This is a genomic window from Pseudomonas moraviensis subsp. stanleyae (assembly GCF_036283065.1).
Classification (GTDB): Bacteria; Pseudomonadota; Gammaproteobacteria; order Pseudomonadales; family Pseudomonadaceae; genus Aquipseudomonas; species Aquipseudomonas stanleyae.
Map to the genome: position 1 here is coordinate 1 of NZ_JAADJI010000020.1, position 14352 is coordinate 14352.

Annotated in this window: 11 protein-coding genes; 4 read left to right on the top strand and 7 right to left on the bottom strand. The window is 63.0% G+C overall.

From position 1 onward, the window contains the following. Positions 1-520 precede the first annotated feature (520 nt). The 4 genes from GXB78_RS27470 to GXB78_RS27485 form a co-directional block, all read right to left on the bottom strand. Entirely contained in the window at positions 521-2191 is a 1671-nt protein-coding gene (locus GXB78_RS27470; RefSeq protein ID WP_329517771.1) for a ShlB/FhaC/HecB family hemolysin secretion/activation protein, read from the bottom strand. A gap of 134 nt (positions 2192-2325) precedes the next feature. Continuing rightward, positions 2326-3927, bottom strand: coding sequence for a collagen-like triple helix repeat-containing protein (locus GXB78_RS27475; RefSeq protein WP_329517772.1), 1602 nt, complete (start codon positions 3925-3927; stop codon positions 2326-2328). A gap of 303 nt (positions 3928-4230) precedes the next feature. Next, entirely contained in the window at positions 4231-5085 is an 855-nt protein-coding gene (locus GXB78_RS27480; RefSeq protein ID WP_329517773.1) for a MaoC family dehydratase, read from the bottom strand. A gap of 2 nt (positions 5086-5087) precedes the next feature. After that, positions 5088-6440 carry a 3-oxoacyl-ACP reductase gene (locus tag GXB78_RS27485; RefSeq protein ID WP_329517774.1) on the bottom strand — a complete coding sequence of 451 codons (1353 nt, stop codon included), beginning with the start codon at positions 6438-6440 and terminating at the stop codon, positions 5088-5090. A gap of 254 nt (positions 6441-6694) precedes the next feature. On the opposite strand from GXB78_RS27485, the gene GXB78_RS27490 reads away from it, so the two are divergent. From GXB78_RS27490 to GXB78_RS27500, 3 genes are all read left to right on the top strand, one after another. After that, positions 6695-7972, top strand: a complete 1278-nt coding sequence (locus GXB78_RS27490; RefSeq protein WP_329517775.1) for an acetyl-CoA C-acetyltransferase — start codon at positions 6695-6697, stop codon at positions 7970-7972. Between the two features lie 440 nt (positions 7973-8412). Beyond that, a complete protein-coding gene (locus GXB78_RS27495; RefSeq protein ID WP_016771829.1) occupies positions 8413-9309 on the top strand; it encodes a PA4780 family RIO1-like protein kinase in 897 nt (298 codons plus the stop codon). Positions 9310-9475: 166 nt separating this feature from the next. Further along, positions 9476-10684 carry an MFS transporter gene (locus GXB78_RS27500; RefSeq protein ID WP_329517776.1) on the top strand — a complete coding sequence of 403 codons (1209 nt, stop codon included), beginning with the start codon at positions 9476-9478 and terminating at the stop codon, positions 10682-10684. On the opposite strand, the gene cueR is transcribed toward GXB78_RS27500, so the two are convergent. The 3 genes from cueR to GXB78_RS27515 form a co-directional block, all read right to left on the bottom strand. Further along, a complete protein-coding gene (gene cueR / locus GXB78_RS27505; protein ID WP_016771827.1) occupies positions 10638-11051 on the bottom strand; it encodes a Cu(I)-responsive transcriptional regulator in 414 nt (137 codons plus the stop codon). The two genes, GXB78_RS27500 and cueR, sit on opposite strands and share 47 nt — an antisense overlap. Further along, on the bottom strand, positions 11048-13441 hold the full coding sequence (gene cueA, locus GXB78_RS27510; RefSeq protein ID WP_329517777.1) for a copper resistance metal-translocating P1-type ATPase CueA: 2394 nt from the start codon (positions 13439-13441) through the stop codon (positions 11048-11050). The genes cueR and cueA overlap by 4 nt, the downstream gene beginning before the upstream one ends. A 174-nt stretch (positions 13442-13615) precedes the next feature. Beyond that, positions 13616-13999 carry a hypothetical protein gene (locus GXB78_RS27515; protein WP_329517778.1) on the bottom strand — a complete coding sequence of 128 codons (384 nt, stop codon included), beginning with the start codon at positions 13997-13999 and terminating at the stop codon, positions 13616-13618. A gap of 148 nt (positions 14000-14147) precedes the next feature. Between GXB78_RS27515 and GXB78_RS27520 the strand changes: the two genes are divergently transcribed. Further along, positions 14148-14345 (top strand): heavy-metal-associated domain-containing protein, encoded by a 198-nt coding sequence (locus GXB78_RS27520; protein WP_329517779.1) that lies wholly within the window; start codon positions 14148-14150, stop codon positions 14343-14345. The last annotated feature ends 7 nt before the right edge of the window (positions 14346-14352 follow it).

Sequence of the window (14352 nt, forward strand, 5' to 3'; positions counted from 1 at the left end):
CTCCGAGATCAAAATCAAGATCACAAGCTACTCGAGCTTGCGCTCATTGTTTTGAGTGGTGAAAAGCATGCGGTGTCTGGCTTTGGTTTTGTGGTGGGTTTGCCCCTCATCGGAACGCCGCCCGCCCAGCCCTCTCCCGAGGGAGGGGGAGCCTATTTGTGAGTTGTGCAAGAGCTGCATTCGACTTGGTATTTCAGGTCGGCGTACCTCGCCCAGACAACTCGGTCGGTCCCCTCTCCCTCCGGGAGAGGGCTAGGGTGAGGGGCTTTTGGATTTGTTGCAAAAACCGAGCTCGCCGGCCATCTGGCAGCCAACCGGATCCTCTCGATATAACCCGTCCCCTGGAGCGAGCCTGCTCGCGAAGGCGGCCTGACAGCCGACCTGTTGTTGAGTCTTACGCGATCCACTGTAGGAGCTGCCGAAGGCTGCGATCTTTTGCTTTGCTTTTCTGTGGGAGCGAGCCTGCTCGCGAAGGCGGTGCGTCAGTCAAAAAAATCCTGACTGGCACACCGCTCGCCCCTCACAACTGATAACTGAAACTGATGCTATACCGCGGCTTGCGATTGAACGTGTCCAGCGCTTCATCCGACATCGCCTTCGCCACTTCCAGGGCGACGTTGTAGTACCTGGCATCGCCGAACCTCAGCCCGACGGCGGTGGATGACAGGTTGTTGGCCTGTACCGGCAGTTGGTTGAACCAGCTGCGCGAGCGGTCGACGACTACGTAGGGTTGCAGGATGCGCACCCAGTTGCCGTCGCGGTTGAAGCTGTAGTTGACCTCGTAAGCGACGCCCCAGCCCTTGTCGCCCGAGGCCTGGTCGTCCGGGTAGCCACGGCCGAAGTTCTGCCCGCCAAACACTGCGCGTTCACTGTCGGGCAAGGTGTCGTCGCTCCAGTACAGCGCTGCCGAGAGCACGCCTTGCCAATTGTCGAGGAACTTGTCGCTCTGCACGCCGGACAGTCTGACGCGGAAGAAATCCAGGTCGATGTCGTCATAATTGGTGCTCGCGCCGAGGCTGTCGAAGCCTTGATAAACGCCGGCGCTGAGGATGCGCAACTGGCGGGCGTCGGCCTTGCGCAAGTCGCCTTCGAAAGCCAGGGCGCGGACGTCGGTGCGCAGCTCGGTGCTGAAGGGGAAGTTGACGCCGTCGTAACGCGTCTTGTCATCTACGGCATACAGGCGTGAGCCGGCGGTCAGCAGTTCGTTGGCGGAGGCGATCAGGGGCATGCTGAAGCCGATCGAGTAGCGATCATTCTCGCGGTGAGTACTCAGGCGCCCACCGCCGCCGACCAGCACTTCGGTGTCCGGGTCGGCGCGGTAACGCGAGGCCGAGACGTTGAGTTGCGAGCCTTCGGCGTCGAGGAACTGGCTGTAGTCGAGACGGTAGTAATGCTCTTTGTCGTCGCCCGGTGGGAACAGGCCGCTGAGGCTCAACTGTTCGCCCATCGACGTCTGCGAATTGCTGCTGACACCCAGCAACGCCTGCGGCCCATTGCGATTGTCTTCGGTGGTGCTCAGGGTGCTCGTGAACGGTTTGCGGCTGGCCTGGGCGACCAGGGTGGTCGCGCCATCGGTGGTGCCCGGTGGCGGCACTTGCGCTTGAATCGTTACGCCGGGAATGCGGCTCATCAGCGTGGTGTAGCGCTCGAAGGTCTTGCGCGTCAGCGGGCGTTCGGCCTGGATTTTTGCGGCGAGTTTGTCGAGCAGGCCTTTGACCCGACCGATGTCGCCCTGCATCTGGATATCGCGCACGTAACCTTCAACCAGCACCACCCGCGCCACGCCCTCATCGAAGTTCTGCTGCGGCAGAAACGCGTAGGACAACAGGTAGCCGTCCTGCTGGTAGCGACGGGTGATGTTGCGCGTCGCTTCAATCAGTTCGGAAAGGCTGGCCTGGCGACCGATCAGTGGCTTGTAGATTTCCGCCAGTTCGTTGAGCGGGTAGATCGTGCCGCCTTCGATCTGCACGGTCTTCAGATTGACCTTGGTTTCCATCAGCAGTGGCTGCGCGGCGGTCGCGCCCGGATCGGGCACTTGCAGCGGCGCCGCGCTTGGGCGATAGGCGTCGGCGGGCAAGTTGGGTACGGGCAGGTTGCGGATGGTTTCGTTGCTGTTGAGAAAACTGGGCAAGGTGTCGGCGAGGGCAGCAGAACTGAGGCTCAGGCACAGCAGGGATGCCAGTACGCGCATAGGACACTCCATGGTCAGAACACAGCACAGGGCAGGTTTTTCCTTAGAAAAAAGGCGGAAGACTCGTGGGAATCTTCCGCCCTCAACCAAGCGTAGGCGCTGTAGGTAAGGCCGTCGAATCGGCCAGGTGCAATTTAGCGTTGAGTGCCGCCCAGAGCGCCGGTCAGGCCGCCGAGTACCCCGCCCAGACCGCCAGTTGCCGTGCCGCCGCCGGTGCTGGTGCCGCCGTTGACCAGGCCACCGACTGCCGCCACGGTGCCGCCGACATTGGTGACCAGACCGCCGACAGCTGTGGTGACCGGAGTGTTGGTTGCGGCAATCGCTCCGCCGAGATTGCCAACCGCAGCGCCGACCTGCCCGGTGAGGCCTGCCACCGGAGTGCCGAGACCGCTAGCGGCGCCGACCTGTTGAGTGACAGTGGTGACCGCGCTGGTCACAGGATTGAGGCCCGCACCGACTGCGGCGCCGACGCTGGCCAGCGGCGCAGTGGTGGCAGTGATCGGGGTGCCCGAGCCACCGAGTACGGTGTTGATCGAGGCAATCGTGTTGCCCAGGCCACCGGCAGTAACGCCACCGGCACTGACCACGCCGCTGGTGCTGCCGGCATTCAGGCCGCTGCCAACGTTGACCACTGCGCCACCAACGGTTTGCAGCAGACCGGTGCCGCCAAGACCACCACCGATGCCGCCGATCCCGCCACTGCCCGAGCCAGTGCCGTTGGACACCAGACCGCCGGCTTTGCCGACCGCCGTGCCAGTGTTACTCAGGGCGCCGCCGAGGGTGTTGGTCAGGGCATTGCCGTTGCCGGCGTCGGTGACCTTGCCGCCGAGGCTGTTCACCGTGCCGCCGACTTTCGAGATCACGCCTTTGAGCGGATCACCGAGGCCGGTGGCATCGCCGAGTTTGTCGGTGGTGCTTTCGACCATGGCGATCACCGGCACCAGACCGCTGCCGACCTTGTTGGTTAGCTGACTGGTCGGGCCGCTGGTCAGCGAGGTGTTGAGGGTGTCGCCGAGCATGGTGACTTTTTCGCCGATGCCATCGACCAGCGGCGCCACTCGGGTGACTACACCGCCAACGACGGGAACGCTTCGGGTCGCTGTGTTCAGTTTGACGCTGAGGTCCGACACGCCGTCGCCAACATCGGAAACCACACCGCCAACCGAGGCCACGGTGGTAGTCAGGCCGTTGGGGTCAGTGGCCAGTTTGCCGATGCCATTGCTCACACCATCGCCCAAGGTGCTGACGACGTTGCCAGCGGTGTTGGCCACGCTTTGCACGATGCCGCCAGCGACCGGAACTGTGCTCAGCGAATCGCCGATCTGGCCGACGCCATCGCCGACACCGCTGACGGTTTTGCCGACATCCTGAACCAGCGTTGTGGTCACCAGCGCAGGCGTGGTTGGGTTGGTCGGATCGGTCGGATCGGTCGGATCTGTCGGGTTGGTTGGATTGGTCGGATCGGTGCCGCCGCCGGTTCCGCCAGTGCCACCGGTTCCACCCGTGCCCGCTGTTCCGTCGCCAGTACCACCGGTGCCGCCACCCGTGCCGGCAGTATCGCCGCCGGTTCCGCCGCCCGCTCCACCGCTGCCATCGGTGCCCGCCGTGCCGTCCGCCGTCGAGCTGCCCGAACTGCTGCGATGACCGCCACCGCCGCTGCTGCAGCCGACGAGGCCGACCGAAAGAATCAGTGCCAGCGCGATTGCCGATTTGGACCACATCACTTGAGTTTTCATGATTGAGATTCCTGCACCTGTCACAACGTTACGTTGCCTTCGATGGCCCGCCGATCTGTTGTCGGCGATGCCTCGTCCGTGGCTGTAATCTCAGTCGACGGCAGGTTTTTCACCATTCTCAAGTTGGTATTAACCCCTTTATATAGAGGGCCCGGCGCAATGCCGAAGGACTAATACCCGAGTAATAAACGCGCAAAAAAAAGCCTTGATATTCAAGGCTCTTTTTTTCGCAAAGCGGCGGGCAGGGCGCGGAAAAACTTAAGTGATATATACACAATTAACGGGTCTTTGCGCCCCGAGAGATCAGGCGATCGGTTGCCATTGACCGACCATATGCTCCAGGTCGCCGGCACCGACCAGGCGCAACTCACCGCTGGAGCCCGCGGCACTGGCCAGCAATGTCACCTCACTGGGCAGGCGCACCGGTTTGCGAAAGTGCACGGCGATTTCCAGGTTGGCTTTGGGCAGGTGATCGGAGAGTGCCGCCAGTGTCCGCGCCTTGTTCCACAGTCCATGCGCGATTGCGGTGGGAAAACCGAACAGCCTGGCGCTCGCGGCACTCAGGTGAATCGGGTTGTAGTCGCCGGAGACTTTCGCGTATTGGCGACCGATATCCGCCGGTGCAGTCCAGCGCGTCACTTCCAGCAGATCCTGTGACGGCTGCCAGTCCTCAGCCGGTGCTTCGCCTTCGAGCTTCACGCCCCGACAGAGCATGCGGCTCTCGGCTTCCCACAGCGGCCCGAGCTGATCGTCCAAGGTAGTGAGCAGATCAAATGTCGCGCCTTTGGCATGCGGTTGCAGGTTGTGCACACGCACGCTGACTTGCGCGCGGCTGATCGCGCCCATCGGCCGCAGTACGCGAATGCGGTTGCTCAGGTGAATCAGCCCCAGCAGCGGGAACGGAAACTCCTTGGCCGTGAGCAATTGCATCTGCAAGGCGAAGGCGAGGATGTGTGGATAAGTCGGCGGCAGCAGGCCGTCATCGACGAAACCGCAGACCTTGCGATAAGCCGCCAGCCGTTTGCCGTCGATATCGACCCAGCAGCGCAGGCCGCTGTCGGGCAGTTGCGTGCCGGTGATTTTGCGTCGCGTTGCCGCCCTCGAGTACAGCGCGGGCAGACTCGGTTGGCGATCCAGCGTTTGCCATTCGATGCTCATGCTCAAGCCCCCAGAACACTTTGCCCACAGACCCGCAAGGCTTGGCCGGTGAACGCGCCCGTGCCCGGTTGCGCCAGCCACGCCACGGCTTCGGCGACGTCTTGCGGCAGGCCGCCCTGGCCCAGCGAGCTCATGCGCCGCCCGGCCTCGCGCAGGCCGAATGGAATGTGCGCAGTCATTTGCGTTTCGATGAAGCCCGGGGCGACGGCGTTGATGCTGATGCCGCGTTCCAGCAATGTCGGCGCCCATGCCTGGGCCAGACCGATCAGGCCAGCCTTGCTCGCTGCGTAGTTGGTCTGCCCGCGATTGCCGGCGATGCCGCTGATCGAGGCGAGCAGAACCACCCGCGCGTTGTCGCGCAGGGTGCCGCTGTCGAGCAGGGCCTTGGTCAGCACTTGCGGGGCATTGAGGTTGACGGCCAGCACCGCGTCCCAGAATTCCGGGGTCATGTTGGCCAGGGTCTTGTCACGGGTGATGCCGGCGTTGTGCACGAGGATGTCGAGCCCATCGGGCAGGTGCTCGATCAATTGCGTGGCGGCGTCATCGGCGCAGATATCAAGGGTGATCGCGCGGCCACCGAGGCGGGCGGCGAGGGCTTCGAGGTCGGTCTTGGCCGGGGGCACATCAAGGAGAATCACCTCGGCGCCATCGCGGGCGAGGGTTTCGGCAATCGACGCGCCGATGCCGCGTGCAGCACCGGTGACCAGCGCCTTGCGCCCGGCCAGTGGGCGGGTCCAGTCAGTCACCGGCGTGGCGCAAGCGGTCAGGCGAATCACCTGGCCGGATACGAAAGCACTTTTCGGCGACAGGAAGAATCGCAGCGGGCCTTCCAGTTGATCTTCGGCACCGTCGCTGACGTAAATCAGCTGCAATGTGCCACCGCCGCGCAGCTCTTTGGCCAGTGAACGGGAGAAGCCTTCAAGCGCCCGTTGTGCGCTGGAGGCGAACGGATCACTCAGGGTTTCCGGCGCGCGACCGAGGATCACCAGATGCGCGCTATGGTCGAGGTTTTTCATCAATGGCTGGAAGAATTCGCGCAACTGCTTGAGCTGGTCGGTGTGCTGCAGATCGCTGGCGTCAAACACCACCGCTTTGAGTTTCGGCCCGTGGCCGGGAATCCATGCGGTGGCCAGCGAGGGCTCGCTGCCGTAGCTGTAGATCGCATCGGTCAAGCGATTGGCAAACACACTGATCCGTTCGGCCAGCGGCCCGCCACCGATCAACAGCGCACCCTCGATCGGCCGCAGACGCCCCGCTTGCCAGCGTTCCAGCCGCACCGGCGACGGCAGGCCCAAGGCCCCGACCAGACGATGGCCGAAGGATGAGTTGGCGAAGTCGATATAGCGGTCAGACATGGAACGCTCTCCAGAAGTTGGGGTTCAAAGTGTGGACTGTCCACGGCAATCAATCGTTCGATCGGCGCAATAAGGCCTACGCTTGAACACTGAGGTTTAGCAGGTCTTGCAGATAAATGCGGTTCATGTGGGAGCGAGCCTGCTCGCGAAGGCGCGGTATCAGGCGCTGAAGAGGCTGACTGTGCCGGCCTCTTCGCGAGCAGGCTCGCTCCCACAGGGATGTGCAAATTCGACCATTTGGAACAGGAGCTTTTATGACCCAGCTGCGCCGCGTCGCGATCATCGGCGGTAACCGCATCCCTTTCGCCCGCTCCAACGGACCATACGCCACGGCCAGCAACCAGGCGATGCTGACTGCCGCGCTGGAAGGCCTGATCGAGCGCTACAACCTGCACGGCCAGCTCATCGGCGAGGTGGTAACGGGCGCGGTGCTTAAATTGTCACGGGATATGAACCTGACCCGCGAGTGCGTGCTCGGCTCACGCCTGTCTCCAGCGACGCCGGCCTATGACATTCAGCAAGCCTGCGGCACGGGTCTGGAAGCGGCGTTGCTGGTGGCCAACAAGATCGCCCTCGGCCAGATCGACTGCGGCATTGCCGGCGGCGTCGACACCACCTCCGATGCGCCGATCAGTGTCAGCGAAGGCCTGCGCAGGATTCTTCTACAGGCCAACCGCGCCAAGAGCACCGGCGACAAACTGAAAACCCTTTTGCAATTGCGCCCCAGGCACCTGATCCCGGAATTCCCGCGCAACGGCGAGCCGCGCACTGGCCTGTCGATGGGCGAGCACTGTGAATTGATGGCGCAGACCTGGAACATTCCTCGCGAAGAACAGGATCAACTCGCCTTCGAAAGCCATCACAAACTCGCCGCTTCCTACAGCGAAGGCTGGCACAACGATCTGATGACACCGTTTCTTGGCCTGACCCGCGACAACAACCTGCGTCCTGACCTGACCGTGGAAAAACTCGCCACGCTGAAGCCGGCGTTCGAGAAAAGCGCCAAGGGCACGCTGACTGCGGGCAACTCCACGCCGCTCACCGATGGTGCTTCGGTGGTGTTGCTCGGCACTGAGGAATGGGCCAACGAGCGCGGCTTGCCGATCCTTGCTTATCTGCTCGACGGCGAAGCGGCAGCGGTGGATTTCGTCAACGGTGCCGAGGGCCTGCTGATGGCGCCGGTGTATGCCGTGCCACGCTTGCTGGCGCGCAACGGCCTGACCTTGCAGGATTTCGATTACTACGAGATTCACGAAGCGTTCGCCGCGCAGGTGCTGTGCACGCTCAAGGCCTGGGAGGATCCCGAGTACTGCAAGACCCGCCTGGGGCTCGACGCGCCGCTGGGTTCGATCGATCGCAGCCGGCTCAACGTCAAGGGCAGCTCGCTGGCGGCGGGGCATCCGTTTGCCGCGACGGGCGGACGGATCGTGGCGAATCTGGCCAAGCTGCTGGATGCGGCGGGCAAGGGCCGGGGATTGATTTCGATCTGTGCGGCGGGCGGGCAGGGGGTCACGGCCATTATCGAACGCTAAAAAGCCCCTCACCCTAACCCTCTCCCAAAGGGAGAGGGGACTGATTGGGGGATGCTTGAAATCGACGCCGACCTGAGCGTCCTTCATCGAATCCAAAGCTCGATTCAAGCCATAATCGCTGCGGCCTCTCAGGTCGATGTATTACGGGAGACACCTCGGTTAGCCCCCTCTCCCTCTGGGAGAGGGCTGGGGCGAGGGGAGCAGAAGTTTCACTGACCATGTCAGATTCTGTCGCAAATGCCCTTGCCGGCCGATACCAATCAATGCCACGGTCTCGGCTATGATTCGCCTCGGTCGCTGCGGCTTGACCGCGATTGATCCGGCACAGTGTGTGCATCCTCAAGGTTCACAGGTCGGCAACCCCTCCCCGTCGGGCGAGGATTGCCGTATAACGAGTGACATTCGCGTGTTTGGTAATAAAGGACCCACAATAAAAGCTGATGAAGACTCCAAAACGCATTGAACCCCTGATCGAGGACGGTCTGGTCGACGAAGTGCTGCGCCCACTGATGAGTGGCAAAGAGGCAGCTGTTTATGTAGTGCGCTGCGGCAATCAGTTACGTTGCGCCAAGGTCTACAAGGAGGCGAATAAACGCAGTTTCCGCCAGGCGGCCGAATATCAGGAAGGCCGCAAGGTTCGCAACAGTCGCCAGGCGCGGGCCATGGCGAAGGGGTCCAAGTTCGGTCGCAAAGAGACCGAAGACGCCTGGCAGAACGCCGAAGTAGCGGCGCTGTTCCGTTTGGCCGGTGCCGGCGTGCGAGTGCCGAAACCCTATGACTTCCTCGACGGCGTGCTGTTGATGGAGCTGGTGGCCGACGAATTCGGCGACGCCGCGCCGCGTCTGAACGACGTGGTGCTGGAGCCGGATCAGGCGCGCGAGTATCACGCGTTTCTGATTTCGCAGATCGTGCTGATGTTGTGTACCGGTCTGGTGCACGGTGACCTTTCCGAGTTCAACGTGCTGCTGACACCGACCGGCCCGGTCATCATCGACCTGCCCCAGGCCGTCGACGCTGCGGGCAACAACCACGCGTTCAGCATGCTCGAGCGTGATGTTGGCAACATGGCTTCTTACTTCGGTCGTTTCGCGCCGGAGTTGAAGAAGACCAAGTACGCCAAGGAAATGTGGGCGCTGTACGAAGCCGGCACCTTGCACCCGAACAGTGTGCTGACCGGCGAGTTCGACGATCCGGAGGATCTGGCCGATGTCGGCGGGGTGCTGCGAGAGATCGAAGCGGCGCGCCTCGACGAGGAACGCAAGCAAGCCATTCGCGCGGCGGACGACGCGCCGAAAGGCAAACCCGAAGAACCGCCTCCACCGCCGTGGATGCAGTGATCGCTTGACGAGCAACCCGGCTTCGGCCGGGTTTTTTGTGCCTGCGCATTTTCCGCAAACGCGAGCATGCCCTTGTAGGAGCTGCCGAAGGCTGCGATCTTTGCTGTTGCTTTTAAAGGGCAGATCAAAAGATCGCAGCCTTCGGCAGCTCCTACAAGGACCGTATGTGAGTACCCCGCGCAACACCCTCCTGATCGTAACCGCCCGGCTGATCTCCGATTTCGGCGCCTTCCTCAACATGGTCGCGCTCGCCACTTACGTCTACCTGCTGAGCAACAGCGCCATGAGCGTCGGCATCTTCCTTGCCAGCCGTGTCGGTGGCGGGATTGTCGCCAGTCTGATCGGCACACGTTTCTACCGGCGCTGGCAGGGTCGCGCGCCGCTGATTGCCTTCGATCTGGGGCGCGCCGCGCTGCTGGGGTTGCTGTTGATCACACCGGCGAATCAGCAGGCATGGCTGTTGCCGCTGATTGCCTTCGGCCTCGGCCTGGGCAATTCAATGTTCGCCATTGGTCTCAACAGCCAGTTGCCGCGCTTGATCGATCCGGCGCAACTGCTAAAGGCCAACGCCTGGATCACCTCAGCATCATCCGCGGCGATGGTCGGCGGCAGTCTGGTGTCGGGGTTGCTGGTGGCCGCTTTCGGTTTCGAAACGGTTTTCGCCCTCAACGCGCTGACCTATTTGCTCGCCGCGCTGCTGATCGTGCCGCTGCGTTTCGCAACGAGGGAAAACAGCGAACAGCCGAAACGCGGTGAATGGTTTGCGCTGCGCCAAGGCCTGCGCTCGGCGCCGGTGGTCGCGGCGATGCTCGCAGTAACCATGGCGGATACCTTGGGCAGCGCTGCGCATAACGTCGGCTTCCCGATCATTTCGAAACTGCTCACGCCCGATGCGGCGAGTACTACCCTGGGCCTGGCGCTTGCGGTGTGGGCCTGCGGCAAACTGCTCGGCGCGCGTATCGCCAGTCACCTCAACGGCTCGGACAATAGCCACCTTGAAAGAAGATTTTTCTGCGGCGTGGCGCTGATGTCCTGCGGTTTCATTCTGATGTTCCAGCAGCACAGTCTCGTGGGCCTGCTGCTGTTCGCCTTGCCCGCCGGGCTCGGCGACGGGGTGTCCGAAGTCAGTCTGATGTCGCGTCTGCAGCGGGAGCCGGAAGCTTTGCGCCTGCCGATTTTCAGCGTGCTGACCTTGCTGCAGATGACCGGTTTCGGCATCGGCATGCTGATCGCCGCGCCGTTTTATGCGTGGTGGACGCCGGGTGCCGTGGTCATGCTGTTCCACGGCATTCCCCTCGGCACCCTGTGCGTGGTGACGCTGTTGCGGATCAGGCGCGGGCGGGTTGCGCGCAGCAGCCCGACGCCAGTTCCTTGAGGATCGGACAGTCCGGGCGATGGTCGCCGCTACAGTGTTCGACCAGATCCTGCAGGGTGTCACGCAACTCGCCGAGCTCGCGGATCTTCTGGTTCAACTCGTCGATGTGCTGGCGCGCCAGGGCCTTCACATCGGCGCTGGCGCGCTGGCGATCCTGCCAGAGGGTCAGCAGTTTGCCGACTTCCTCCAGGGAAAAACCCAGATCCCGCGAACGTTTGATGAACGCCAGCGTGTGCAGGTCATCGCTGCCGTACACGCGGTAACCGCTGTCGGTGCGATTGGCCGCTTTGAGCAGGCCGATCGACTCGTAATAGCGAATCATTTTTGCGCTCAGGCCACTTTGTCGGGCCGCTTGGCCGATGTTCATCGGTGTTCCTCCAGGTCCTTGGGTTTCCAGGTTTTCAACAGTAGCGCATTGCTCACCACACTGACGCTCGACAGCGCCATCGCCGCACCGGCGAGTACCGGATTGAGGAAGCCGAACACCGCCAACGGAATGCCGATCAGGTTGTAGACGAAGGCCCAGAACAGGTTCTGCCGAATCTTCGCGTAGGTCTTGCGGCTGATCTCCAGCGCTGCCGGCACCAGGCGCGGATCGCCGCGCATCAGGGTGATGCCGGCCGCATGCATGGCCACATCGGTGCCGCCGCCCATGGCAATGCCGATGTCTGCGGCGGCGAGGGCCGGGGCGTCGTTGATGCCGTCGCCGACCATGGCGACCACGCCGGTTTTCTTCAGCTCGGCGACGGTCGCGGCCTTGTCCGCCGGCAGCACTTCGGCGTGAACATTGCCGATGCCCAAGGCCTCGGCCACCACCCGTGCGCTGCCGCGATTGTCGCCGGTCAGCAGATGGCTATCGATATCTCGGGCGGCGAGTTGTTGCACCGCTTGCAGGGCGCCGGGCTTGAGCGTGTCGCCGAAGGCGAACAGGCCCAGCACCTTCGGCTCAGGACTTTGCTCGATCAACCACGACAAGGTGCGGCCTTCACTTTCCCAAGCCTGGGCGGATGCGCTCAATTCACCGGCACTCAAAGCGCTTTCGTCGAGCATCCGCCGATTGCCCAGCGCCAGGCGCCTGCCATCCAGAGTGCCGGCAATGCCGCGTCCGGTCAGCGACTGGCTGTCGCTGACGTCGGGCACGCTCAAGCCGCGTTCGGCTGCTGCATCGAGCACCGCTTTGGCCAAGGGATGCTCGCTGCCGCGCTGCAACGCGCCGGCCAGCGTCAGCAGATTGGTTTCGTCGCCATCGACCGCGCTGAAGTGAGCGATACGCGGTGTTCCCGAGGTCAGCGTACCGGTCTTGTCGAACACCACACTGCTGACTTCATGGGCACGCTCCAGCGCTTCGGCGTCCTTGATCAGAATGCCGTGACGCGCGGCGACGCCGGTGCCGGCCATGATCGCCGTCGGGGTGGCGAGGCCGAGGGCGCACGGGCAGGCGATCACCAGTACGGCGACGGCATTGATCAATGCGGTTTCCAGCGGCGCGCCGTACAGCCACCAGCCGATCAGCGTGGCCAGGGCGATCAGCAATACGGTCGGCACGAAAATCTGGCTGACCTTGTCCACCAGTTTCTGAATCGGCGCTTTCGCCGCTTGCGCGTCCTCGACCAGACGAATGATCCGCGCCAGCACGGTTTCCGCGCCGAGCGCCTGGGTGCGCAACAGCAAACGACCTTCGCCATTGATCGCGCCGCCGGTGACTTTGTCGCCCGGCTGTTTCGGCACTGGCAGGCTTTCGCCGCTGATCAGCGCCTCATCGGCGTGGCTCTGGCCTTCGACGACTTCGCCATCCACCGGGAAGCGTTCGCCGGGTTTGACCAGCACCAGATCGTCGAGGCGCAGGTCGCTGATCGCAACGTCCTGCTCACGCCCGTCGACCACTTGAATTGCCCGCTCCGGCCGCAGTGCTTCAAGGGCGCGGATGGCGCTGGCGGTCTGGCGTTTGGCGCGGCTCTCAAGATATTTGCCGAGCAATACCAGGGCGATGACCACGGCCGAGGCTTCGAAATACAGATGCGGCATGCGTCCGGCGGCGCTGGCCCATTCATAGACACTCAGGCCATAACCGGCGCTGGTGCCGAGGGCGACGAGCAGGTCCATGTTGCCGGCGCCGGCGCGCACGGCTTTCCACGCCGCGACATAAAAGCGTGCGCCGAAGACGAATTGCACGGGTGTGGCGAGGGCGAATTGCGCCCAGGCCGGAAGCATCCAGTGAATGCCGAACGGCTGCAGCAACATTGGCAGCACCAGCGGCAGGGCGAGGGCGATCGCACAGATCAATGCCCAGCGCTCGCGGTGCAGGCGGTTTTGCTGGTCATCGGACTGTGGCCGTTCAGCTTGCCAGACGCTGGCCGAGTAACCGGCCTTGCTCACCGCGTCGAGCAGGGTTTGCGTATCGACCTGGCCGAGCAATTCGATGTGCGCACGTTCATTGGCCAGATTGACGCTGACGCTGCTCACGCCTGGGACTTTGCTCAGGGCGCGTTCGACGCGACCGACGCAGGACGCGCAAGTCATGCCGTCGATGCTCAATTCGACGGTTTGCCGGGGCACGCTGTAACCGGCGCGCTCCACGGCTTGCATCAGCGCCGGCAGGCTGTCGCCGGGCGCCTGCACTCGGGCCTGCTCGGTGGCGAGGTTGACGCTGACGGCGCTGGCGCCGCTGACCTTGCGCAGCGCTCGCTCGACACGCCCGGCGCAACTGGCGCAGGTCATGCCGGCAATCGGCAGATCGAAAGTGGTGGATTCGGACATCGGTCGCGCTCCCTGTAGTGGATGTCTACAGGATCAACCTTGCCATGCGGGCAAGGTCAAGCACCATTCCTGTGGGAGCGAGCCTGCTCGCGAATGCGGTGCATCATTCAGCAATCATGTTGACTGACCCGGCGCTTTCGCGAGCAGGCTCGCTCCCACAGGTCGGGTATTGGCTCAGTAACCCAGGCCAGCCCGCTTCAGGTACACGCCTTCTGCATTCATCGCCAGGCGGAACTTCAGCACCTCCCCGGCACGCAGCACGACTTCCTGCGAACCCGGTGCGAGCATGCCGGGGTTGCAACCCGGCGCCTGGCCCGGCAGCAGTTTCAAGCGCAGCGAAACCTTGCCCGGCGGCAGGTTGAACGAAGTGCTCTGCTCCTGGAACAGGCGCGCCGAGAGTTGGTCCTGGATATACACGCCGATCTCGCACGAGGTCGCCACTTCGAGGCGCTCGCGGGAAATGATCAGTACCGCGTAATCCTCGCCGGCGGCTTGCACCTGGGGGACGGCGGCGAAAAGGCTGAGCAAGCCAAACAGGCTCAAAGCTGACCAGCGCATGGCTGAATCTCCTGAATTTCAGTCATTGATGCACGCAGCTTGGCCGAGCGCGACGCCGATTGCCAGCCCGGCAGTTTTGCGCAGAACTTGACCTTGCCATCGTGGCAAGCTCGAGACTGCCGGCAACCTCACTCAACGGAGTCTTCCCATGCAAGTGTTCAATGTTCAAGGCATGTCCTGCGGTCATTGCGTCAAAGCCATCACCCAAGCGGTGCAGGCGCTGGATCCGGCGGCCAGTGTGCGCGTCGATCTGGCAGCCAGGGAAGTCGGCGTCGAAAGCGCGCTGAATGAAGAACAGGTGATCGAAGCGATTCGCGAAGAGGGTTATGAAGTGAAGCTCGTCTGAAATTGAT

Coding starts and splice junctions, on each gene's coding strand:
- GXB78_RS27470 (WP_329517771.1), bottom strand. CDS start 2,191: ATGCGCGTACTGGCATCCCTGCTGTGCCTGAGCCTCAGTTCTGCTGCC.
- GXB78_RS27475 (WP_329517772.1), bottom strand. CDS start 3,927: ATGAAAACTCAAGTGATGTGGTCCAAATCGGCAATCGCGCTGGCACTG.
- GXB78_RS27480 (WP_329517773.1), bottom strand. CDS start 5,085: ATGAGCATCGAATGGCAAACGCTGGATCGCCAACCGAGTCTGCCCGCG.
- GXB78_RS27485 (WP_329517774.1), bottom strand. CDS start 6,440: ATGTCTGACCGCTATATCGACTTCGCCAACTCATCCTTCGGCCATCGT.
- GXB78_RS27490 (WP_329517775.1), top strand. CDS start 6,695: ATGACCCAGCTGCGCCGCGTCGCGATCATCGGCGGTAACCGCATCCCT.
- GXB78_RS27495 (WP_016771829.1), top strand. CDS start 8,413: ATGAAGACTCCAAAACGCATTGAACCCCTGATCGAGGACGGTCTGGTC.
- cueR (WP_016771827.1), bottom strand. CDS start 11,051: ATGAACATCGGCCAAGCGGCCCGACAAAGTGGCCTGAGCGCAAAAATG.
- cueA (WP_329517777.1), bottom strand. CDS start 13,441: ATGTCCGAATCCACCACTTTCGATCTGCCGATTGCCGGCATGACCTGC.
- GXB78_RS27515 (WP_329517778.1), bottom strand. CDS start 13,999: ATGCGCTGGTCAGCTTTGAGCCTGTTTGGCTTGCTCAGCCTTTTCGCC.
- GXB78_RS27520 (WP_329517779.1), top strand. CDS start 14,148: ATGCAAGTGTTCAATGTTCAAGGCATGTCCTGCGGTCATTGCGTCAAA.